The 20,663-nt window shown below is 71.9% G+C and carries 18 protein-coding genes; 11 read left to right on the top strand and 7 right to left on the bottom strand.

Going from position 1 to position 20,663, the window contains the following annotated elements:
- The first annotated feature begins 75 nt into the window (after positions 1 to 75).
- From ACZ4D5_RS37605 to ACZ4D5_RS37570, 8 genes are all read left to right on the top strand, one after another.
- On the top strand, positions 76 to 2,859 hold the full coding sequence (locus tag ACZ4D5_RS37605) for a DNA translocase FtsK (RefSeq protein WP_467776965.1): 2,784 nt from the start codon (positions 76 to 78) through the stop codon (positions 2,857 to 2,859).
- Between the two features lie 212 nt (positions 2,860 to 3,071).
- Positions 3,072 to 3,950, top strand: coding sequence for a helix-turn-helix domain-containing protein (locus ACZ4D5_RS37600; RefSeq protein ID WP_467776964.1), 879 nt, complete (start codon positions 3,072 to 3,074; stop codon positions 3,948 to 3,950).
- Between the two features lie 138 nt (positions 3,951 to 4,088).
- The gene (gene rimO, locus ACZ4D5_RS37595) at positions 4,089 to 5,570 is read left to right on the top strand and encodes a 30S ribosomal protein S12 methylthiotransferase RimO (protein ID WP_467776963.1); all 1,482 of its coding nucleotides are present in this window, start codon (positions 4,089 to 4,091) and stop codon (positions 5,568 to 5,570) included.
- Positions 5,567 to 6,259 (top strand): CDP-diacylglycerol--glycerol-3-phosphate 3-phosphatidyltransferase, encoded by a 693-nt coding sequence (gene pgsA, locus ACZ4D5_RS37590; RefSeq protein ID WP_467776962.1) that lies wholly within the window; start codon positions 5,567 to 5,569, stop codon positions 6,257 to 6,259. Before rimO ends, pgsA begins: the two co-directional genes overlap by 4 nt.
- Positions 6,256 to 6,858, top strand: coding sequence for a CinA family protein (locus ACZ4D5_RS37585; RefSeq protein WP_467776961.1), 603 nt, complete (start codon positions 6,256 to 6,258; stop codon positions 6,856 to 6,858). The genes pgsA and ACZ4D5_RS37585 overlap by 4 nt, the downstream gene beginning before the upstream one ends.
- A 109-nt stretch (positions 6,859 to 6,967) precedes the next feature.
- A complete protein-coding gene (locus tag ACZ4D5_RS37580; protein ID WP_055529762.1) occupies positions 6,968 to 7,342 on the top strand; it encodes a helix-turn-helix domain-containing protein in 375 nt (124 codons plus the stop codon).
- Between the two features lie 203 nt (positions 7,343 to 7,545).
- A complete protein-coding gene (locus ACZ4D5_RS37575; protein ID WP_467776960.1) occupies positions 7,546 to 8,016 on the top strand; it encodes a Dps family protein in 471 nt (156 codons plus the stop codon).
- 264 nt (positions 8,017 to 8,280) lie between these two features.
- Positions 8,281 to 8,649 carry a hypothetical protein gene (locus tag ACZ4D5_RS37570; protein ID WP_467776959.1) on the top strand — a complete coding sequence of 123 codons (369 nt, stop codon included), beginning with the start codon at positions 8,281 to 8,283 and terminating at the stop codon, positions 8,647 to 8,649.
- A gap of 5 nt (positions 8,650 to 8,654) precedes the next feature.
- Here the strand turns inward: ACZ4D5_RS37570 and ACZ4D5_RS37565 are convergent, their stop codons facing one another.
- From ACZ4D5_RS37565 to ACZ4D5_RS37555, 3 genes are all read right to left on the bottom strand, one after another.
- Positions 8,655 to 9,557 carry an SDR family NAD(P)-dependent oxidoreductase gene (locus ACZ4D5_RS37565; RefSeq protein ID WP_467776958.1) on the bottom strand — a complete coding sequence of 301 codons (903 nt, stop codon included), beginning with the start codon at positions 9,555 to 9,557 and terminating at the stop codon, positions 8,655 to 8,657.
- A 36-nt stretch (positions 9,558 to 9,593) separates the two neighbouring features.
- The gene (locus tag ACZ4D5_RS37560) at positions 9,594 to 10,394 is read right to left on the bottom strand and encodes an Fpg/Nei family DNA glycosylase (RefSeq protein WP_467776957.1); all 801 of its coding nucleotides are present in this window, start codon (positions 10,392 to 10,394) and stop codon (positions 9,594 to 9,596) included.
- 378 nt (positions 10,395 to 10,772) lie between these two features.
- The gene (locus ACZ4D5_RS37555) at positions 10,773 to 15,482 is read right to left on the bottom strand and encodes an ATP-dependent helicase (protein WP_467776956.1); all 4,710 of its coding nucleotides are present in this window, start codon (positions 15,480 to 15,482) and stop codon (positions 10,773 to 10,775) included.
- 79 nt (positions 15,483 to 15,561) lie between these two features.
- Here ACZ4D5_RS37555 and ACZ4D5_RS37550 point away from each other — a divergent pair, with 79 nt between their 5' ends.
- The gene (locus ACZ4D5_RS37550; protein ID WP_467776955.1) at positions 15,562 to 15,684 is read left to right on the top strand and encodes a hypothetical protein; all 123 of its coding nucleotides are present in this window, start codon (positions 15,562 to 15,564) and stop codon (positions 15,682 to 15,684) included.
- Between the two features lie 38 nt (positions 15,685 to 15,722).
- On the opposite strand, the gene ACZ4D5_RS37545 is transcribed toward ACZ4D5_RS37550, so the two are convergent.
- From ACZ4D5_RS37545 to ACZ4D5_RS37535, 3 genes are all read right to left on the bottom strand, one after another.
- Entirely contained in the window at positions 15,723 to 17,021 is a 1,299-nt protein-coding gene (locus ACZ4D5_RS37545; RefSeq protein WP_467776954.1) for an MFS transporter, read from the bottom strand.
- Entirely contained in the window at positions 17,021 to 17,467 is a 447-nt protein-coding gene (locus tag ACZ4D5_RS37540) for an alkyl sulfatase dimerization domain-containing protein (RefSeq protein WP_467776953.1), read from the bottom strand. The genes ACZ4D5_RS37545 and ACZ4D5_RS37540 overlap by 1 nt, the downstream gene beginning before the upstream one ends.
- Positions 17,468 to 17,596: 129 nt before the next feature.
- Entirely contained in the window at positions 17,597 to 18,556 is a 960-nt protein-coding gene (locus ACZ4D5_RS37535; RefSeq protein WP_467776952.1) for a hypothetical protein, read from the bottom strand.
- A gap of 79 nt (positions 18,557 to 18,635) precedes the next feature.
- Here ACZ4D5_RS37535 and ACZ4D5_RS37530 point away from each other — a divergent pair, with 79 nt between their 5' ends.
- Both ACZ4D5_RS37530 and ACZ4D5_RS37525 read left to right on the top strand, forming a co-directional pair.
- The gene (locus ACZ4D5_RS37530) at positions 18,636 to 18,830 is read left to right on the top strand and encodes a DUF3046 domain-containing protein (RefSeq protein WP_467776951.1); all 195 of its coding nucleotides are present in this window, start codon (positions 18,636 to 18,638) and stop codon (positions 18,828 to 18,830) included.
- A 103-nt stretch (positions 18,831 to 18,933) separates the two neighbouring features.
- The gene (locus tag ACZ4D5_RS37525) at positions 18,934 to 20,214 is read left to right on the top strand and encodes an AI-2E family transporter (RefSeq protein ID WP_467776950.1); all 1,281 of its coding nucleotides are present in this window, start codon (positions 18,934 to 18,936) and stop codon (positions 20,212 to 20,214) included.
- Positions 20,215 to 20,259: 45 nt separating this feature from the next.
- Here ACZ4D5_RS37525 and ACZ4D5_RS37520 read toward each other — a convergent pair whose 3' ends face one another.
- Positions 20,260 to 20,658, bottom strand: a complete 399-nt coding sequence (locus ACZ4D5_RS37520) for a VOC family protein (protein ID WP_467776949.1) — start codon at positions 20,656 to 20,658, stop codon at positions 20,260 to 20,262.
- Positions 20,659 to 20,663: the final 5 nt, after the last annotated feature.

The following is a 20,663-nucleotide window of genomic DNA, read 5'->3' as shown; positions in this document are numbered from 1 at the left end:
CCACAAGGGCGACACAAACGGGTGAAGCAGTGGGCACACGTGTCCGCGGTGGCCCGCAACGGTAACCTCACACCCATGGCCTCACGTCAGTCCGCAGCCAAGAAGACGCCCGCGAAGAAGGCGGCCGCGCCGACCAAGGCTCCGGCGAAGAAGGCCGCTGCCAAACCGCCCGCGAAGAAAGCCGCGGCGAAAAAGGCGCCCCCGAAGAAGGCACCGGCCAAGAAGGGCGCGGCGAAGAAGCCCGCGCCCAAGTCGGCGCCCAGTCCCACGGGGGGCGTGTACCGCCTCGTGCGCGCCGTCTGGCTCGGCATCGCGCACACGGTCGGCGCGATGTTCCGCGGCATAGGGCGCGGCGCGAAGGGACTCGACCCGGCGCACCGCAAGGACGGCCTCGCGCTCCTGCTGCTCGGCATCGCGCTGATCGTCGCCGCGGGCACCTGGTCGAATCTGCGCGGGCCGGTCGGTGACCTCGTCGAGGTCCTGGTGACCGGCGCGTTCGGCCGGCTCGACCTGCTGGTTCCGCTGCTGCTCGGCGCCATCGCCGTACGCCTGATCCGCCACCCGGAGAAGCCTGAGGCGAACGGCCGCATCGTGATCGGCTTGTCCGCCCTGGTCATCGGCATCCTCGGGCAGGTCCACGTGGCCTGCGGATCGCCGGCACGCAGCGACGGCATGCAGGCGATAAGGGACGCCGGAGGCCTGATCGGCTGGGGCGCCTCCACACCTCTGATCTTCACCATGGGCGAGATCCTCGCGGTGCCGCTCCTGGTGCTCCTGACCGTCTTCGGGCTGCTCGTCGTCACGGCGACGCCCGTCAACGCCATCCCGCAGCGGCTGCGGCTGCTCGGCGTGAAGCTCGGCGTGATCCAGGCGGAGCCCGAGGCCGACGAGTTCACGGACGACGACGAGCGCTACGAGGACCAGTGGCGCGAGGCGCTGCCCGCGCGCTCCTCGCGCCGGCGCACGGCCGCCCCCGGCGAGTACGCCCCCGACCAGGCGGAGGAGGAGGCGCTCTCCAAGCGGCGCAGGCCGCGCAGGGCCTCCGTACAGCCCGACATGGGGCGCCCCCTGGACGCCGTGGACGTGGCGGCCGCCGCGGCCGCCGATCTGGACGGCGCCGTGCTGCACGGCATGCCGCCCTCGCCGCTGGTCGCCGATCTGACACAGGGCGTCGCGGGGGAGCGGGAGGAGCGCGAACGGCGCGAGGAGGCGGAGCGTGCGGCCGCTGTGCCGACCGCGCGCGCCACGGACGCGCCGGTGCCCGGCAAGCTCAAGAAGAAGCCGCAGGAACCCGCCGACAGCCTCGTGCCGGACCTCACCAAGGCCGCGCCGGAGGCGCCCCGCGATCTGCCGCCGCGCGCCGAGCAGCTGCAGCTCGCCGGGGACATCACGTACTCGCTGCCCTCGCTCGACCTCCTGGAGCGCGGCGGCCCCGGCAAGTCCCGCAGCGCCGCCAACGACGCGGTCGTGGACTCGCTGTCGAACGTCTTCACGGAGTTCAAGGTCGACGCCGTCGTCACCGGCTTCACGCGCGGCCCGACCGTCACGCGCTACGAGATCGAGCTCGGCCCCGCCGTGAAGGTCGAGAAGATCACGGCCCTCGCCAAGAACATCGCGTACGCGGTCGCGTCGCCGGACGTCCGGATCATCTCGCCGATCCCCGGCAAGTCCGCGGTCGGCATCGAGATCCCGAACACCGACCGCGAGATGGTCAACGTCGGCGACGTGCTGCGCCTGGCGGACGCGGCCGAGGACGACCACCCCATGCTGGTCGCGCTCGGAAAGGACGTCGAGGGCGGCTACGTCATGGCCAACATGGCGAAGATGCCGCACATCCTGGTGGCCGGTGCCACCGGCTCCGGCAAGTCCTCCTGCATCAACTGCCTGATCACTTCGATCATGATAAGAGCGACGCCCGAGGACGTCCGGATGGTCCTCGTCGACCCCAAGCGCGTCGAGCTCACCGCGTACGAGGGCATCCCGCACCTGATCACGCCGATCATCACCAACCCCAAGAAGGCCGCCGAGGCCCTCCAGTGGGTCGTACGCGAGATGGACCTGCGCTACGACGACCTCGCGGCCTTCGGCTACCGGCACATCGACGACTTCAACCAGGCCGTGCGCGAGGGCAAGCTCAAGACGCCCGAGGGCAGCGAGCGGGAGCTGCAGCCCTATCCGTATCTGCTGGTGATCGTCGACGAGCTCGCCGACCTGATGATGGTCGCGCCGCGCGACGTCGAGGACTCGATCGTGCGCATCACGCAGCTCGCGCGCGCGGCCGGCATCCACCTGGTGCTCGCCACGCAGCGCCCCTCGGTGGACGTCGTGACCGGTCTGATCAAGGCGAACGTGCCGTCCCGGCTCGCGTTCGCGACCTCCTCGCTCGCCGACAGCCGCGTCATCCTCGACCAGCCGGGCGCGGAGAAGCTCATCGGAAAGGGTGACGGTCTGTTCCTGCCGATGGGTGCGAACAAGCCCACTCGTATGCAGGGCGCCTTCGTCACCGAGGACGAGATCCACGCGGTCGTCCAGCACTGCAAGGACCAGATGGCGCCCGTCTTCAGGGACGACGTCACCGTCGGCACCAAGCAGAAGAAGGAGATCGACGAGGACATCGGCGACGACCTCGATCTGCTCTGCCAGGCCGCTGAGCTGGTGGTTTCCACCCAGTTCGGGTCGACGTCCATGCTCCAGCGCAAGCTGCGCGTCGGCTTCGCCAAGGCCGGGCGGCTGATGGACCTGATGGAGTCGCGCTCCATCGTGGGCCCGAGCGAGGGATCGAAGGCTCGTGACGTTCTTGTGAAACCCGACGAGCTGGACGGAGTGCTTGCCGTGATCCGCGGGGAGGCTCACCCATAAGGGCGGAGGAGGCTCACCCGTAAGGGATCGGCAGGCAACCGTTTCCCTTCGGCGTACGTCAAGTTGAGGGGAAGAACAGCGCGATGTCCCACCATCAGGATGTCCGGCCATTCTGATGGCGTACAAAGTCCGTCCGCCCGGTTGCCCCGCCCTTTCAAGACCCCCCTAAACTGAACGTCCGGCAGGTGGCTACACGCTCGAAAGGCGCCCCCGTGTCCATCGGCAACTCCCCTGAAGACGACCGACCTTCAGACGACCGCCTCGACCGCCTCGCAGACGACAGCCCGGCAGGCGACCGCCAGGCCGACGACCGGCCCTCGATCGGCCGTGTCCTGCAGCAGGCCCGCATCGACGCCGGCCTGACCGTCGACGAAGTCAGCACGTCCACCCGGGTGCGCATCCCCATCGTGCACGCGATCGAACAGGACGACTTCTCGCGGTGCGGCGGCGACGTGTACGCCCGCGGCCACATCAGGACGCTGGCGCGCGCCGTCGGGCTCGATCCGGCCCCGCTGATCGCCCAGTACGACGAGGGGCACGGCGGCCGCCCGCCCCAGCCCACTCCGGCGGCGCCCCTCTTCGAGGCCGAGCGCATCCGCTCCGAGCCGCGCAGGCCGAACTGGACCGCGGCCATGGTCGCCGCGATCGTCGCGGTGATCGGCTTCGTCGGCTTCACCGCGTTCAGCGGCGGGGACGACGGCGACAGCTCGAAGCCGGTCGCCGAGGGCTCCACGCCCGCGAGCACCAAGCCCGCCGAGAAGCCGAAGCCCAACAAGCCCGCCGACCCCAAGCCCGACCCGTCGGACAGCGCCATCGCCGGTGTCCCGCGCGACAAGGTCACCGTGAAGGTCGACGCGGCGGACGGTCGCAGCTGGATCTCGGCCAAGGACCACAACGGCCGCACCCTCTTCGACGGCGTCCTGGAAGAGGGCCAGGCCAAGACGTTCCAGGACAAGCAGAAGATCGACCTCGTCCTCGGCGACGCGGGCGCGATCGAGCTGTACGTGAACGGCAAGCACGTCGAGAACGAATTCGAGCCCGGCCAGGTCGAGCGCCTCACGTACACGAAGGGCGACCCCGAGGTCGGCTGATCGGTGCCCCGCAGGGCGACGACCAGCGGCGGAGTACGCGCGGTGATGACGGCCCGGTGACGGGCGGGCGGCCGGGACCCGACCGCCGGGCAACCCTGGCGGCGGGGGCCGAGGCGGGGACGAAGTAGTCTTGAGACCATGCCCGAACGCCGCACCGTCGCCCTTGTCACTCTTGGCTGCGCCCGTAACGAGGTGGACTCGGAGGAGCTCGCAGGCCGCTTGGAGGCGGACGGCTGGCAGCTCGTCGAGGACGCCGAGAACGCGGACGTCGCCGTCGTCAACACCTGTGGCTTCGTCGAAGCCGCCAAGAAGGACTCCGTCGACGCCCTCCTCGAAGCCAATGACCTGAAGGGTCACGGCAGGACCCAGGCCGTCGTCGCGGTCGGCTGCATGGCCGAGCGGTACGGCAAGGAGCTCGCCGACGCCCTGCCCGAGGCCGACGGCGTGCTCGGGTTCGACGACTACTCGGACATCTCCAACCGTCTGAACACCATCCTCAGCGGTGGCAGCGTCGAGGCCCACACCCCGCGCGACCGCCGCAAGCTGCTGCCGATCAGCCCGGCGGAGCGGCAGGAGGCCCAGGCGGACGTCGCGCTTCCGGGCCACGCGCCCGTCGAGGCCGCCGTGATCCCGCAGGACCTGCCCGAGGGCGTCGCGCCCGCTTCCGGGCCGCGCGCCCCGCTGCGCAGGCGTCTGGGCACCAACCCCGTCGCCTCCGTGAAGCTGGCCTCCGGCTGCGACCGGCGCTGCTCGTTCTGCGCCATCCCCTCCTTCCGCGGCTCCTTCATCTCGCGGCGCCCCTCCGACGTCCTCGGCGAGACCCGCTGGCTCGCCGAGCAGGGCGTCAAGGAGGTCATGCTCGTCTCCGAGAACAACACCTCGTACGGCAAGGACCTCGGCGACATCCGCCTCCTGGAGACGCTGCTGCCCGAGCTGGCCGCCGTCGACGGGATCGAGCGGATCCGCGTCAGCTATCTGCAGCCCGCCGAGATGCGGCCCGGACTCATCGACGTCCTCACGTCGACGGAGAAGGTCGCCCCCTACTTCGACCTGTCCTTCCAGCACTCCGCGCCCGGCGTGCTGCGCGCCATGCGGCGCTTCGGGGACACCGACCGCTTCCTCGAACTGCTCGAGACCATCCGCTCCAAGGCGCCGCAGGCCGGTGTCCGGTCCAACTTCATCGTGGGCTTCCCCGGCGAGAGCGAGGCGGACCTCGCGGAGCTCGAGCGGTTCCTGACGGGCGCCCGGCTGGACGCCATCGGCGTGTTCGGGTACTCCGACGAGGAGGGCACCGAAGCGGCGACGTACGACGCGAAGCTGGACCAGGACGTCGTCGACGAGCGGCTCGCGCACATCGCGCGCCTGGCCGAGGAGCTCACCTCGCAGCGCGCGGAGGAGCGGCTCGGCGAGACCGTCGAGGTCCTCGTGGAGTCCCTCGACGAGGAGGAGGGCCCGCTCGGCAGAGCCGCGCACCAGGCTCCCGAGACGGACGGCCAGATCCGCTTGACGGGCGCCACGGGTGGGGACGGCCTGCAGGTCGGCCGTATGGTCGTGGCAAAGGTCGTCGGCACGGAGGGCGTGGACTTGGTGGCTGAGTGTCTCGCGGAGGCCGGCAGATGACAGGCGTCCCGGCATCCGCGCCGGGCGGCTCCGGCGCGCACGGCGTGAAGCCGGTGCGCGGCGGAAAGCTGGGTGCCGCGGCCGTCAATCAGGCCAGCCTGTGGAACGTCGCGAATCTGCTGACGATGGTCCGGCTGCTCCTCGTGCCGGGCTTCGTGATGCTGCTCCTCGGCAACGGCGGGTACGACCCGGCGTGGCGCTCCTTCGCCTGGGCCGCCTTCGCCGTCGCCATGATCACCGACCTCTTCGACGGGCACCTGGCGCGCACGTACAACCTGGTCACGGACTTCGGGAAGATCGCCGACCCCATCGCCGACAAGGCGATCATGGGGTCCGCGCTGATCTGTCTGTCCTGGCTCGGCGACCTGCCCTGGTGGGTGACCGGAGTGATCCTGGGCCGTGAGCTCGGGATCACGCTGCTGCGGTTCTGGGTGATCCGCTATGGCGTCATTCCGGCCAGTCGCGGCGGCAAGATGAAGACGCTCGCGCAGGGCACGGCCGTCGGGATGTACGTTCTCGCACTGACGGGGCCGCTCGCGACGCTGCGGTTCTGGGTGATGGCGGTCGCCGTCGTGCTGACGGTGGTGACCGGTCTCGACTATGTGAAGCAGGCCGTGGTGCTGCGCAGGCAGGGCATGGCCGAAGAACGTGAGGCGGCCGGGGAGTCCGCCCGGGAGGCCGCCAAGTGACGTCCGCCGGAGTCTCGTCCGCCGCCGTGTCCGCGAGCAGACTGCTGCGGCTGCTCGCCGCGCGCGGTGAGACGCTCGCGGTCGCGGAGTCGCTGACCGGCGGTCTGGTGGCCGCCGAGATCACGTCGGCGCCCGGGGCCTCGAAGGTCTTCCGCGGGTCCGTGACGGCGTACGCCACGGATCTGAAGCGGGATGTTCTCGGGGTGGACGGCACTCTCCTGGACGAGCGCGGGGCCGTGGATCCCGAGGTCGCGCGGCAGATGGCGGCCGGTGTGCGCAAGGCGCTCGGCGCGGACTGGGGCATCGCGACCACCGGGGTCGCCGGGCCCGATCCGCAGGACGGCCAGGCCGTCGGGACCGTGTACGTGGCGGTCGCGGGGCCGGAAGCGGGGCCCGCGGAAGCGGATCTCGAAAGCATGCGCGGTTACGCCGATGGCGGACCGGACGGGAAAGTGGCCGCCCTGCGGTTGAACGGTGACCGTTCGGAAATCCGTATGGAGAGTGTACGGAGCGTGCTCACGTTGCTTCTCAAGCAGCTCTCCGGAGAACGTGCCGAGAATGGGCGGGCACAGGATACGGAACAGAACGGGGGGAATTGATGTTTGCAGCCCTGAGTGAACACGACATCGCTCCCCGCACGGCCGCCGCGCGAGGCGGTACGGTGGGGCGTGAAGGATGCGGCTACGCGGTCCGAGGAGGGAGCCACCGATGATTCTGCTCCGTCGCCTGCTGGGTGACGTGCTGCGTCGGCAGCGCCAGCGCCAGGGCCGTACTCTGCGCGAAGTCTCCTCGTCCGCCCGAGTCTCGCTCGGCTATCTCTCCGAGGTGGAGCGGGGGCAGAAGGAGGCTTCCTCCGAGCTGCTTTCCGCGATCTGCGACGCGCTTGACGTACGGATGTCCGAGCTCATGCGTGAAGTGAGCGACGAACTGTCGCTCGCCGAGCTGGCTGAGTCTGCAGCAGTCACGGAACCGGTGCGTGCGCCGGTTCGTCCGATGCTCAATTCCGTCTCCGTGGCCGGTGTGCCACCGGAACGGGTCACGATCAAGGCACCTGCGGAGGCGGTCGACGTCGTCGCCGCGTGATGCCGCGCTTGAGCGATCAGGTGTGTGGAAGCCCCGACCGGGTACCCGGTCGGGGCTTCTGCGTTGTCTGAGGCTGTTCGGGCAGGCGTTGCCTGTGGCCTTTCGAACAGTCGGAGAGGGCTTCTCGAATCGACCTATTTGGTTCGCTTGTGCCATGGTTGATGGGGATTTCTCTCGTTTCGATCGTGAGTTGGAGGAGACACATGTACGTCGTGAAGAGCCCGCTGTCCGACGCGGATCTGAAGACGGTCTCGGAGGCGCTGCAGGGTGCTCTGGTGGACCTGGTCGACCTGTCCCTGGTGGCCAAGCAGATCCACTGGAACGTGGTCGGCCCGCGCTTCCGCTCCGTACATCTCCAGCTGGACGAGGTCGTGGACACGGCCAGGGCGCACTCCGACACCGTCGCCGAGCGCGCCTCCACGCTGGGCGTCTCGCCCGACGGTCGCGCGGCGACCGTGGCGCAGAGCAGCGGCATCGGCGCGGTCGCCGACGGCTGGGTGAAGGACACGGACGCGGTGGGGACGCTCGTGGACGCCCTCGGCGCGGTGATCACGCGGATGCGCGAGCGGGTCGAGGCGACCGGCGAGGCCGACCCGGTCAGCCAGGACATCTTCATCGGCATCACGGCCGATCTCGAGAAGCATCACTGGATGTTCCAGGCGGAGAACAGCTGAGGTGTTCCGGTGCGGCTGAGGTATTCCGGAGCGGCTGAGGTGTTCTGAAGCGGCTGAGGCGCTCTCGGAGTGCTGAGGCGTTCCGGGAAGTGCTGAGGCGTTCTGGAACTGCTGAGGAGATCTGGGAGGGCGCTGCCGTCGGTGCGGTGTGGTGCGGTGGCACTGTTCGTGCGCCGTGGTGCTTCCGGTACCGGCGGTGCGCCCTCCCGTGGGGTGAACCCGGGCGTTTAGCGTCGACCTCGCGTCGGGCGGGAGGTGACAGCCGTGGCAGCCGTGAGCGGGACAGCCGTGACGTGGCGGGTCGTGCGATGGGCGCCCGCCCTGGCCTTCGGCGCGCTGTGGTGGTGGGGCGTGCTGCGGCTGGCCTTCGCGCCCGACGCCGGGGTTCTTGAAGGGGCGGTCACGGCCGGCGGCTGGGGGCTGAGCGTCCTTCCCGTGCACTGTGTGCCGAAAGCGCGGGCGGCCGGTGTGGTGGGGGCGAACAGAGGCGGGGCCGGGCGTCACCACGCCCGACGGCCCGACGGCGCGTTGCGGTGGCCGGGGGAGCGTACCGCGCTGGCTCTGCGGCGGCGTGCGGTCGCGATGGCGGGGCGGGTGCGGGGGCGGGGCCGGGGCCGGGGTGCGAGTCGGTGAGGCGGCTACCAAGGCATGGCGACGCCGCCGTTCGGGCGGAGGATCTGGCCCGTCGTGAAGGACGCGGCATCCGACGCCAGGTGCAGTACGGCGTGCGCGATGTCGTCCGGTTCGCCGACGCGGCCGAGAGGTGACATGCGCACCATGAGCCCTTCGGTGTGGGCCTGGGCCTCCGTGTCGTGGCGGTCCGTCATGGGGGTGCGGATCCAGCCCGGGGCGACCGCGTTGACGCGGATGCCGTGCGGGCCCACTTCCGTGGCCAGCGTCTTGGTGAGCTGGACGACCGCGGCTTTCGACGCGCCGTAGCAGAGGAGCCCGGGGCCGCCGGTGTCGACGGCGCCGGAGGCCATGGTGATGATGCTGCCGCCCGAGCCCGCGTCGATCATGGTGCGGGCCGCGGCCTGGCAGGCGTACAGGACGCCCTTGAAGTTGATGTTCAGGACGCGGTCGAGGTCCTCGTCGCTGGTCTCCAGGACCGAGCTGTTGTGCATGACGCCGGCGATGGCGGCCATGATGTCGAGGCGGGGGTGGCTGGCTGGTGTTGATGCCGGTGCGGGTGCCGGTGTTGATGTTGGTGGTGGTGATGTCGATGCCGTGGGTGCGGGTGCGGGTGCGGGTGCGGGTGCCGGTGCTGCGGGTGCCGGTGTCTCTGCGGCTGTCTTTGCCGCTGCCGTCACGGCCTGGTCCATCTGCGCCCTGTCTGACACGTCCAGGGCGTGGGTGTGGGCGGTGCCGCCGGCCGCCTTGATGAGGGCGGCGGTCTCGTGGAGGCCCTGTTCGTCGCGGTCGGCGCAGTGGACCGTGGCGCCCGCCTGTGCGAGCAGCAGGGCGGTTGCGCGGCCGATGCCGCTGGCGGCGCCGGTGACGAATGCGGTGCGTCCGGTGAGGTCGTACGCCTTGACGGGCATGACGGGACGGTACGGCTGGATCTGACGGGGCGTCAACTAGGGGGTCGGGCCCTGTTGGCAGGTGGGGCACCAGTAGGTGGGGCGGCTGCGGGAGCCGTCGCCCTGTTCGGCCGTGCGGATCGGGGTGCCGCAGCGCAGGCAGGGGCGGGGTGCGCGGCCGTAGACGTAGAGGCGTTGGCCGGGGCGGCTGCGGCCGGTGGTGGTGCGGTCGGGCCGGTCGCGGTTGGCCTCAAGGAGCTTCTTGGCGAGGGCGGGGAGGCGGGCCGCCGTCTCCTCGGGGAGGTCGCCGACGGGGAGCCACGGGGTGGCGTGCAGGACGAAGCAGAGCTCGCTCTTGTAGATGTTCCCGATGCCCGCGAGATTGCGCTGGTCCAGGAGGGCCTCGCCGAGGGCGCGGTCCGGTGCGGCCAGCAGGTTGTCCAGGGCCCGCCCGGGATCCCAGTCGGGGCCGAGGAGGTCCGGGCCGAGGTGGCCGACCGCCTTGTCCTCGTCGGTGGTGCGGAGCAGTTCGAGTACGGGCAGGCGGTATCCGACGGCCGTGCGCTCGGCGGTGCCGAGGATCGCCCGGATCTGGTGGCCGGGGCCGCCGCGCCAGCGCTCACCGGCGGCGTACACCCGCCAGGAGCCGTCCATCCGGAGGTGGGAGTGCAGGGTGAGGCCGCCCTCGATGCGGGTGAGCAGGTGCTTGCCTCGCGGGGTCACGTCCAGGACGGTGCGCCCGGTGAGGTCGACCGTCGCGAGTTTGGGCACGCGGAGGTCGGAGCGGGTGAGGGTGTGCCCGGCGAGGGCGGTGTGCAGGCGCCGGGCCGCCTGGTGGACGGTGTCTCCTTCGGGCATGGGGTCCAGGGTGGCATGGGGGGCGGGGTCCGGCCTGGGGTGAGGTTCGCTGGGGTGCTGGAGGTGTTGGGGTGTGGGGGTGCTGGAGGTGTTGGGGGTGTCGGGTGGTGCCGAGGGTGTCAGGTGGTGCCGGGGTGTCCGTGGTGTCGGGTGGTCGTGTGTCTGTGTGCGTGGCTGTCGCGTGTCGGTGTATGTGGCTGGCGTGCGTTCGTGTACGTGGATGGGGTGCGCCGAGGGGGTGCGCCGAGGGGGTGCGCCTGTACGTGCGTCGGCGGGGGTTTCGCTCGGCGGGTGGGAGGGGGTGGGGAGGCGTGCGGGCTTCGCTTGGCGGTGCGGGTGCGGGTGCGGGGGCCGCGTGCCGTGGGGTGCTGAAGGGGTTCATGCCCGCAGGCGCAGGCCGCGTGGGGTGGCGTGGAAGCCGGCTCCTTCCAGGAGAGGGGCGAAGGGGGACGTCAGGGCGGCGACGGTGTTGATCCGCTCCACCGTGACCGTGCCGAGGGAGCCCGCTCGGGCGGCCGCGGCCAGGGCCTCGGCGGCGGCGTGCAGCCGGGCGTCGTCGGCGATCGGGTTCTCCGGGGCGGCGGGCCAGGCCAGGAGGGTCTTGCCGCCGCGCTCCATGTAGAGCGTCAGCTCGCCGTCGACCAGGACGACCAGCGAGCCGGCCTTGCGGCCCGGCTTGTGGCTCGCTCCGTCCGGCGGCTCGGGCCAGGAGAGCGCGGCCCCGTACGCGTTGGCGGGGTCGGCGGCGGCGAGGACCACGGCGGTCCGCGTGTCGGCGGAGCCGGAACTCCCGGCCCGGTCCTGGGAGTTCGCCGCGGCCCGCAGGCGGTCCACCGCGCCGTCCATCGCGAACTGTGCGGCGCCGAGGCCCTCGACGACATAGCCGCGGCGGGTCTGGCCGCTGTCTTCGAACGCCGACAGGACGCGGTACGTCGCCGAGAAGCCGCCCTCGACGCCTTCGGCCGCCACCGCGCCACGGGTGACCACTCCGTGCCGGTCGAGAAGGGTGCGGGCCAGGGCGTGGGCGCGCAGGGTCGGGTCGGGCTCACGGAGGGGGAGCAGCGACCAGCGGCCCGCGACGGTCGGCGGGCCGGTGCGGGAGGTGGGGCGCGCGGCCGCGGTCAGGCTGCCGTAGCGCCCGCGCGGGATGCTGCGCTTGGCGCGATGGGCGGTCGCGCCCGCGGTGCGGCCCGAGCCGAGGAGGGAGCGCATCGGGGCGAGCGTGTCGTTCGTCAGCCGGCCCGACCAGGCCAGGTCCCAGATCACGTCGGCCAGTTGGGGATCCGGGACGTCCGGGTGGGTGGTGGCGCGGACCTGGTCGGCGATCTGGCGGAAGAAGAGACCGTACCCCCCGGAGAGGGTGTCCAGGACCGACTGGTGCAGGGCGGTCAGCTCCAGCGGGTGCGGCGGCGGAAGGAGCAGGGGCGCGGCGTCGGCGAGGTAGAGGGAGACCCAGCCGTCCTTGCCCGGCAGGGATCCCGCACCGGCCCAGACGACTTCGCCCGCCGAGGTCAGTTCGTCGAGCATCGCCGGGTGGTAGCCGGAGACGCGTGACGGCAGGACGAGCTTTTCCAGGGCGGAGGCGGGGACGGTCGCGCCCTGCAGCTGCTCGATCGCGCGGACCAGGCCGTCGATGCCGCGCAGGCCGTGCCCGCCCAAGTGCTGCCACTGGGGCAGGAACTGGGCCAGCGCGGCCGGTGGCACCGGCTCCAGTTCGTGCCGCAGGGCCGCCAGGGAGCGGCGGCGCAGGCGGCGCAGGACTGCGGCGTCGCACCACTCCTGGCCGATGCCCGCGGGATGGAACTCCCCTTGTACGACACGGCCGTTCGCGGCGAGGCGCTGCAGGGCGCCCTCCGTGACCGCCGTCCCGAGGCCGAAGCGGGCGGCCGCGGTGGCGGACGTGAAGGGGCCGTGGGTGCGGGCGAAGCGGGCGAGGAGGTCGCCGAGCGGATCCTTGACGGGTTCGGTGAACGCCTCGGGGACGCCCACCGGAAGGGCCGTGCCGAGTGCGTCGCGCAGGCGGCCCGCGTCCTCGATCGCCGCCCAGTGGTCGGCGCCGGCGATCCGGACCAGGATGACGCGGCGGGCGGAGGCGAGTTCCTCGGCCCACTCGGGCTCGGCGCCGCGCTCGGCCAGCTCGGCCCCGGTGAGCGGCCCGAGGAGCCGCAGCAGGTCGGCTACGCCTTCGGCGTCCTTGACGCGGCGGTCCTCCGTGCGCCACTGAAGCTCCTGCTCCAGCTCCGTGAGGACGTCCCCGTCGAGCAGCTCGCGCAGCTCCGCCTGGCCGAGCAGCTCGGCGAGCAGCCGGGAGTCCAGGGAGAGGGCCGCCGCGCGCCGCTCGGCCAGCGGGGAGTCGCCTTCGTACAGGAACTGGGCGACGTACCCGAACAGGAGGGAGCGGGCGAAGGGGGAGGGCTCGGGGGTGGTGACCTCGACGAGGCGGACGCGGCGGGACTCGATGTCGCCCATCAGCTCGGTGAGTCCCGGTACGTCGAAGACGTCCTGGAGGCACTCCCTGACGGCTTCCAGGACGATCGGGAAGGAGCCGAACTCGCCGGCGACCTGCAGCAGTTGGGCGGCGCGCTGGCGCTGCTGCCACAGCGGGGTGCGCTTGCCGGGGCTGCGGCGCGGCAGCAGCAGCGCGCGGGCGGCGCACTCGCGGAAGCGCGAGGCGAACAGCGCCGAGCCGCCCACCTGGTCGGTGACGATCTGGTTGACCTCGCCCTTGTCGAAGGCCACGTCGCCCGCGCCGACCGGGGGCTTCTCGGCGTCGTACTCCATGGAGGGCGTGGTGGGCTCCTGGTCGAGCAGGTCCAGGCCCATCAGGTCGGCGTCGGGCAGGCGCAGCACGATGCCGTCGTCGGCGTGCATGACCTGTGCGTCCATGCCGTACCGCTCGGTCAGGCGGGCGCCGAGGGCGAGGGCCCACGGGGCGTGCACCTGGGCTCCGAAGGGGGAGTGCACGACGACGCGCCAGTCGCCCAGTTCGTCGCGGAACCGCTCGACCACGATCGTGCGGTCGTCCGGGATGTGCCCGCAGGCCTCGCGCTGTTCGGCGAGGTACGCCAGGACGTTGTCGGCGGCCCAGGAGTCGAGTCCGGCGGCGAGGAGGCGCACGCGCGCGTCCTCCTCGGGGAGCGCGCCGACCTCTCGGAGGAACGCGCCGAGCGCACGGCCCAGTTCGAGCGGGCGGCCCAGCTGGTCGCCCTTCCAGAAGGGCAGGCGCCCGGGGACGCCGGGGGCGGGGGAGACGAGGACGCGGTCGCGAGTGATGTCCTCGATGCGCCAGGAGCTCGTGCCGAGCGTGAAGACGTCGCCCACCCGGGACTCGTACACCATCTCCTCGTCGAGTTCGCCGACGCGGCCGCCCGCCCGTCGCCCGCCATCACCCTCAGCGGAGGCACCCGCGAGGAAGACCCCGAAGAGGCCGCGGTCGGGGATCGTGCCCCCCGAAGTGACCGCGAGGCGCTGGGCGCCCGGCCGCCCGGTGACCGTGCCCGCGACGCGGTCCCAGACCACGCGCGGGCGCAGCTCCGCGAAGGCGTCCGAGGGGTAGCGGCCCGCGAGCATGTCCAGGACGGCCGTGAACGCCGACTCCGGGAGCGAGGCGAAGGAGGCGGCACGGCGGACCACCGCCAGCAGGTCGTCGACCTGCCAGCTGTCGAGCGCGACCATCGCCACCAGCTGCTGGGCGAGTACGTCCAAGGGGTTGGCCGGGACGCGCAGGGACTCGATCGCGCCGGTCCGCATCCGCTCGGTGACAACGGCGGCCTGGATGAGGTCGCCGCGGTACTTGGGGAAGACGACTCCCGTGGAGACCGCGCCCACCTGGTGGCCCGCCCGGCCCACGCGCTGCAGCCCGGAGGCGACGGACGGCGGCGACTCGACCTGCACGACCAGGTCGACCGCGCCCATGTCGATGCCCAGCTCCAGGCTGGACGTGGCGACCACGGCCGGCAGCCTGCCCGCCTTCAGGTCCTCCTCGACCTGCGCGCGCTGCTCCTTGGAGACCGAGCCGTGGTGGGCGCGGGCCAGGACCGGGGGCGCGCCCTTCGCGGCGCCAGACTCGGCCATCACCTCCGCCGGAGAGTGGTCCTCGGGCAGCGCTTCGCCGGTCGCCCTTTCGTACGCGATCTCGTTCAGGCGGTTGCACAGACGCTCGGCCAGGCGGCGGGAGTTGGCGAACACGATCGTCGAGCGGTGTGCCTGGACGAGGTCGGTGATGCGCTCCTCGACGTGCGGCCAGATCGACGGGCGCTCCACCGCGCCCCCCGAGCCGTCGCCGGAGTCGGCGACCGGGGAGCCGCCCAGCTCTCCGAGGTCCTCGACCGGGACGACCACCGAGAGGTCGAACTCCTTGCCGGACGGCGGCTGGACGATCTCCACCTTGCGCTTGGGGGAGAGATAGCGCGCCACCTCGTCCACCGGCCGCACCGTCGCCGACAGGCCGATGCGGCGCGCGGGCTTCGGCAGCAGCTCGTCGAGCCGCTCCAGGGACAGGGCGAGATGCGCGCCGCGCTTGGTGCCCGCGACCGCGTGCACCTCGTCCAGGATCACGGTCTCGATGCCTGTCAGCGCGTCCCGCGTGGCGGAGGTGAGCATCAGGAACAGCGACTCGGGGGTCGTGATCAGGATGTCCGGCGGGCGAGTCGACAGGGCCCGGCGCTCGGCGGCGGGGGTGTCGCCGGAGCGGATGCCGACCCGCACCTCGGGCTCGGGCAGGCCGAGGCGCACGGACTCCTGGCGGATACCGGTCAGGGGGCTGCGCAGATTGCGCTCCACGTCGACCGCGAGGGCTTTCAGCGGAGAGACGTACAGCACCCGGCAGCGCTTCTTCGGGTCGGCCGGCGGTGGCGTCGACGCCAGCTGGTCGAGCGCGGCGAGGAAGGCGGCCAGCGTCTTGCCGGAGCCCGTGGGCGCGACGACCAGCACGTCGGAGCCCTCGGCGATCGCCTGCCACGCACCGGTCTGGGCGGAGGTGGGCGTGGAGAAGGCGCCCGTGAACCAGCCGCGGGTCGCGGGGGAGAAGCCATCGAGAGCACGGCGCGCGTGGTGGGCGCTGTGGGCACTGGACGCGGAGCTGACCATGACCCCATCGTGCACCCCGCCACTGACAACCGCGTCGACCTGCGCAAACGGGGTTGCGTGCCGGTCGCGGAATGGGCGTATGGCGGGTTCGGGCGAGCAGCCACGGTTCGGGCGGTACGGCGAGTGGCCACGGCACGGCGAGCAGGCACGGGACTGGCGGTGCGGCGAGGAGGCACGGGACGGCGAGCAGGCACGGTACTAGCGGTACGCGGAGCTAACCGGCGGCCGACGTGGCTGGGCTCAGTGCACGAGCGGTGCCTGTGTCGCCGGGACCTCGGGGACCCCGAGCTTCCCGGCCGTCGCTTCCGGACGGCAGAGCAGCGCCGCCAGGGCGCCTGCCATCAGCAGCAGCCCGGCGGTGAGCAGCCAGCCCTGCTCGTAGCCCGTGTCCACCGTGGCCGCGCGGTCCACCATGCCGCCCAGGACGAGCGGCGACAGGATGCCGCCGAGCGCGTACACGAAAGTCAGCACTCCCAGGACGACACCTCGTTGGGAGGGCGGCGCGATGCGGGCGCAGGCCGTCGTGGCCACCGCGAACATCACCATGGCCAGGGTGATCGGGCCCATCATCAGGGGCACCTTCAGCCACATCGAGTCGACCGTGCCGAACAGGGCGACCGCACACCCCGAAGCCACCATGAGGAGTCCGGCTCCCGCGCCGATCGGCAGCCGGCGGCGGCCTCCCCGTCGCGCGGAGCGCTGGGCGATCAGGCCGTGGACGAGCAGTACGGCGCCGTTGGCGAGGGCACCTGTGCCCACCAGCGTGCCCGCCTGGTTGAGGTCCCAGCCGACGACGCTCTCCAGGTAGTCGGGCGTCCACGTCAGCAGGGTGCTCATCAGCCAGTACGCCGCGAAGGCGCCGAAGGCCGCCGTCACGAAGGTGCCGGACAGCAGGATGGCGCGCAGGGGCACACCCTCCGACGCCGCGGGGCTCTCGCTCACGGCCGGGGCGGGTGCCTTCTTGCCGACGGGCGGAGCGAGTGGCCCCTCCGAGCCCCAGACCAGCCAGGCCGCCGCCCAGACCAGACCGACCAGACCCACCACGCCGAACGACCAGCGCCAGCCCCAGTGGGTGATCACCCAGCTCAGCGCGGGCGCGGCGACGGCCACTCCGGCCGCGGCGCCGAACAGCAGGACCGCGGTGGGCAGGGGGCGTTCGCGATGCGGGAACCAGCCGTGGACGTGGTGCATGGCCACCGGCGCGGAGGGGCCCTCCGCGGCGCCCAGCAGCACCCGGGTGGCCAGCAGGGTGCCGAACCCGGCCGCGCTCCACAGCATCGGCAGCTGGGCGGCCGACCACAGGAGCACGAGCACCAGGAGGAGCGGGGTCGTGCGCACCTTCCGGGTCAGCAGGGAGACTCCGACGGCCGCTACGGAGAACAGTGCGAAGAACGCCGACTGCGCGGTGCCGAACTCCTGCCGGGTGAGGCCGAAGTCCTCGCGGATCTCCGGTCCCGCGAGCCCGAGGACAGCCTTGTCCGCGAAGTTCACGACCATGAAGGCCAGCAGCAGCCACGTGGTGCGCCAGGCGGCGCTCATCAGCGGCAACCGTCCTCGTCGTCGACCACGCCGACACGGATCGCCCCCGCGGCGCACCGGAGTCCTCCAGAGGTGCGGGTCAACTCCGTTGCCACGTCCGTGCCTTCGGTCACCGCGGCCGGCTCGGCCGCCGCCCGGGTGGAGGCGCCGCGGGCCATGGCCGACGTCTCCTGGAGGGCGCGTCGCGCGTACACCTCCGCACGCGCGCGTGCCACCTCGGCATCGGAGGGCGACGCGAGCGCGGCCGTCTCCGGGGCGGACTTGAGGTGCGCGGGATTCTGGTCGTACCAGCCGCCCCACAGGTGCCAGAGGCTGCGTACGACGAACTCCGGCTCGTCGCAGGCGGGATGGAGGGCGGGATGGAGGTACGGCCTTGGCGGCTGCTCCTCGGGGATCGTCACATCGTGAATGACGGCGTCGGAGTACTCGGCCCTGTGCTCGGTCATCTCCGCGGCTCCTCGTGGGCGCTGGGCGTGCTGCACGGCTCGGGTTGCTCAGCCATGAGTTTCGGGCCCCGAGGAGGGTTGGAGAACCGTCTCACGTCACATCTTGGCGGCGCGGGCGGCCGTGACGCGTCACAGCCGCCCGTACGCCCGGAGTGTGCGCAGCGCCTCGATGGTGACGATCGGGCGCGACTCCAGGGCCGTGCCCGGCGCCCACTGCCGCCAGCGGACGGGCCAGCCGCCGTCCTCCTGCTGCTCCCGTGCCAGGAAGTCGAGGGAGCGTCCCATCTCGTCGTCGGTGAACCACGCGCGCGCGAGCGACTCGGGAGCCTTCGCGTAGTCGTGCGCGAAGTGGTGCTCACCGGGTGCGTAGCCCGGCGCCACCGGATACGCGTCCAGGTCCTCGGGATCCAGCGCCGCCAGTCGCTGCTCGCGCACGAGACGGCCGAGGCGGTCGGCCGCGGCCTGCGCGCGCGGGCGATCGGGTACGCCGTCGAGGAAGGCGACGGCCGCCTGGACCTCGTACGGATGCGACTTCTCGAGCGATTCGACGGCCGCCCAGCAGAAGTCCGTGGCCCTGAAGAGCCAGGCGTGCCACACCTCGTTGCGGTGCAGCAGACCCACCACGGGGCCGGTGGCGAGCAGCTCGCTCGGCGGGTTGTCCACGACCGGCACGAACGGCGCGCAGGGGTAGCCGCGCTGGCTGGGATGGATCGCAGGGAGAGCGCCGTCGGGCGTCGACACCGAGGTCAGATAGCGGCAGACGCGCTCCACCCGCTGCCCGCCGCAGCGTCGGATCGAGTCCAGGACCCGCAGGGCGTGCCCGGTGTGCAGCGGCTGGCTGACAGGGCCGCGCAGATCCGGTTCGAGGGCGTAGCCGTACCCGCCGTCAGCGGTGGCGTACGAGGTCAGGGCGGTCTCGACCGCGTCCGCTGCCTGGTCGCCGCCGGCGCCGTCGAGGAAGTGGTACGCGAACCGTCGCTGCTCGAGGACGCGCGCGGTGAGCCAGACGAAGTGCTCGGCGCGGGCGACCGGGGAGAGCGCCGCGTCGGGGGAGGGCACTGAGTCGGGGGATGCTCCGGTTTCGGCCATGTTCCGACCGTAGGGCGGAAAGCGTTCTCGGCAAGCCCCCTGCGCAGGGCTGCACTCTCAGGGGCGCGATACTGGTGGCATGCGGTTGACGGTCTTCTGGCAGCGGATGGCGGCTCACTTCGGAGCGGGGTACGCCGACTCCTTCGCGCGCGATCACGTGATGGCGGAGCTGGGCGGGCGGACGGTCCACGAGGCGCTGGACGCGGGCTGGGAAGCCAAGGACGTCTGGCGCGCGGTGTGCGCGGCGATGGACGTACCGGCCGAAAAGCAGTGACTACGGACGGCTTGTTGCCTCCGAAGGGCTCCACGCGCGCGTAGACCGTCCCAAGATGCGGGGGTGGCGGCCGATTGTCGGCGGCGTGGGCGAGACTGGCTCCGTGGCACCGACAGACGAGACCGCGCAGGTCACCCAGGACACCGCTCCGCTCGGCACGACGCCGCCCGCGCAGCCCCCCACCGGGGCCGAGGCAGGGCGTGACGCCCGCATGCCGCGGTGGCTGCCGCGTGCCATGGTGCTCGCCCTCGCGCTCATCGCCTGTTTCCAGCTGGGCAGCTGGGCCTTCCACCAGCTGACCGGGCTCTTGATCAACATCCTGATCGCGTTCTTCCTGGCGCTCGCGGTCGAGCCCGCGGTGAGCTGGATGGCGGCGCGCGGGCTGCGCAGGGGCTTCGCCACGTTCCTGGTCTTCATGAGCGTCGTGATCGTGAGCGCGGGCTTCGTGACGCTGATGGGCTCGATGCTCGCGGGCCAGATCGTGGACATGGTCGAGGACTTCCCCGACACCCTCGACAAGGTCATCAGCTGGATCAACCAGACGTTCCACACGGACCTGTCCCGCGTCGAGGTGCAGGACAGCCTGGTCCACTCGGACTGGCTGCAGAAGTACGTGCAGAACAGCGCCAGCGGCGTTCTGGACGTCTCCGCACAGGTCCTCGGCGGTCTCTTCCAGCTCCTGACCATCCTGCTGTTCTCGTTCTACTTCGCGGCCGACGGGCCGCGGCTGCGGCGGGCCCTGTGCTCGGTGCTGCCGCCCGCCAAGCAGGCCGAGGTGCTGCGCGCCTGGGAGATCGCGGTCGACAAGACCGGCGGCTACCTCTACTCGCGCGGCCTGATGGCGCTGATCTCCGGCATCGCGCACTACATCCTGCTCGAGGCGCTGGACGTCCCTTACGCGCCCGTGCTCGCCGTGTGGGTGGGCCTGGTCTCCCAGTTCATCCCCACCATCGGCACGTATCTGGCAGGCGCCCTGCCGATGCTGATCGCCTTCACGGTCGACCCCTGGTACGCGCTCTGGGTGCTGGTCTTCGTGGTCATCTACCAGCAGTTTGAGAACTACGTACTGCAGCCCAAGCTCACCGCCAAGAGCGTCGACATCCACCCCGCGGTCGCCTTCGGCTCGGTCATCGCGGGCACGGCGCTCCTCGGCGCGGTGGGCGCGCTGATCGCCATCCCCGCCGTCGCGACACTGCAGGCCTTCCTCGGGGCGTACGTGAAGAGGTACGACGTCACGGACGACCCCCGGGTGCACGGCCACCGGCGCCGCGGCGGAGCCACCCTCCTCGCGCGCGTGCGGGGCGCCTTGCGGGGGCCGAACGAGCCGGGAGCGGCGCCGCGGGCCGACGCCGACGCGCAGCCGAAGCGGGACGGCCGCCCGTAGAAGACGATCCCTCCCGGGCAGCCCGGACCGGGCGGCCGGTGGCGCCTACTGAGGGTGCGCGCTGATACAGAAGGGCTGGCCCGAGGGATCGAGCAGGACGGTCCAGTGCTCACCGCCCGGTTGGTGCTCGGGCCTGGTCGCGCCGAGCCCGATGAGCCGCTTCTCCGCCGCCTGGACGTCGTCGAAGGAGAAGTCCAGGTGGAAGGGGAGCTCCTCGGCGGGCCAGTTCGGGGCCTTGAAGTCGCGGGCGGTGTAGAAGACGTACGTCGTGGTGGAGTCCGTGACGAGGAACGCCGTGGGGACGCCGTTCTCGTCGGGGAACTCCTGGGCCAGCCGCCACCCGAGGGCGGCGGCGTAGAACTCGGCGAGCTCTCTGCCGTCGTGCCCCCAGAAGGCGTACGAAGCCACGCGCGCGGTGGGTGCCTTCGTGGTCTCGGCGGTCATGTCGA

This window comes from Streptomyces sp. NPDC025651 (assembly GCF_055558735.1).
The sequence above is the reverse complement of the archived record's forward strand: the minus strand, read 5'-3'. Positions and strand labels throughout refer to the sequence as shown.

Coding starts and splice junctions, on each gene's coding strand:
- ACZ4D5_RS37605 (WP_467776965.1), top strand. CDS start 76: ATGGCCTCACGTCAGTCCGCAGCCAAGAAGACGCCCGCGAAGAAGGCG.
- rimO (WP_467776963.1), top strand. CDS start 4,089: ATGCCCGAACGCCGCACCGTCGCCCTTGTCACTCTTGGCTGCGCCCGT.
- pgsA (WP_467776962.1), top strand. CDS start 5,567: ATGACAGGCGTCCCGGCATCCGCGCCGGGCGGCTCCGGCGCGCACGGC.
- ACZ4D5_RS37580 (WP_055529762.1), top strand. CDS start 6,968: ATGATTCTGCTCCGTCGCCTGCTGGGTGACGTGCTGCGTCGGCAGCGC.
- ACZ4D5_RS37575 (WP_467776960.1), top strand. CDS start 7,546: ATGTACGTCGTGAAGAGCCCGCTGTCCGACGCGGATCTGAAGACGGTC.
- ACZ4D5_RS37565 (WP_467776958.1), bottom strand. CDS start 9,557: ATGCCCGTCAAGGCGTACGACCTCACCGGACGCACCGCATTCGTCACC.
- ACZ4D5_RS37560 (WP_467776957.1), bottom strand. CDS start 10,394: ATGCCCGAAGGAGACACCGTCCACCAGGCGGCCCGGCGCCTGCACACC.
- ACZ4D5_RS37555 (WP_467776956.1), bottom strand. CDS start 15,482: ATGGTCAGCTCCGCGTCCAGTGCCCACAGCGCCCACCACGCGCGCCGT.
- ACZ4D5_RS37550 (WP_467776955.1), top strand. CDS start 15,562: ATGGCGGGTTCGGGCGAGCAGCCACGGTTCGGGCGGTACGGCGAGTGG.
- ACZ4D5_RS37545 (WP_467776954.1), bottom strand. CDS start 17,021: ATGAGCGCCGCCTGGCGCACCACGTGGCTGCTGCTGGCCTTCATGGTC.
- ACZ4D5_RS37540 (WP_467776953.1), bottom strand. CDS start 17,467: ATGACCGAGCACAGGGCCGAGTACTCCGACGCCGTCATTCACGATGTG.
- ACZ4D5_RS37535 (WP_467776952.1), bottom strand. CDS start 18,556: ATGGCCGAAACCGGAGCATCCCCCGACTCAGTGCCCTCCCCCGACGCG.
- ACZ4D5_RS37530 (WP_467776951.1), top strand. CDS start 18,636: ATGCGGTTGACGGTCTTCTGGCAGCGGATGGCGGCTCACTTCGGAGCG.
- ACZ4D5_RS37520 (WP_467776949.1), bottom strand. CDS start 20,658: ATGACCGCCGAGACCACGAAGGCACCCACCGCGCGCGTGGCTTCGTAC.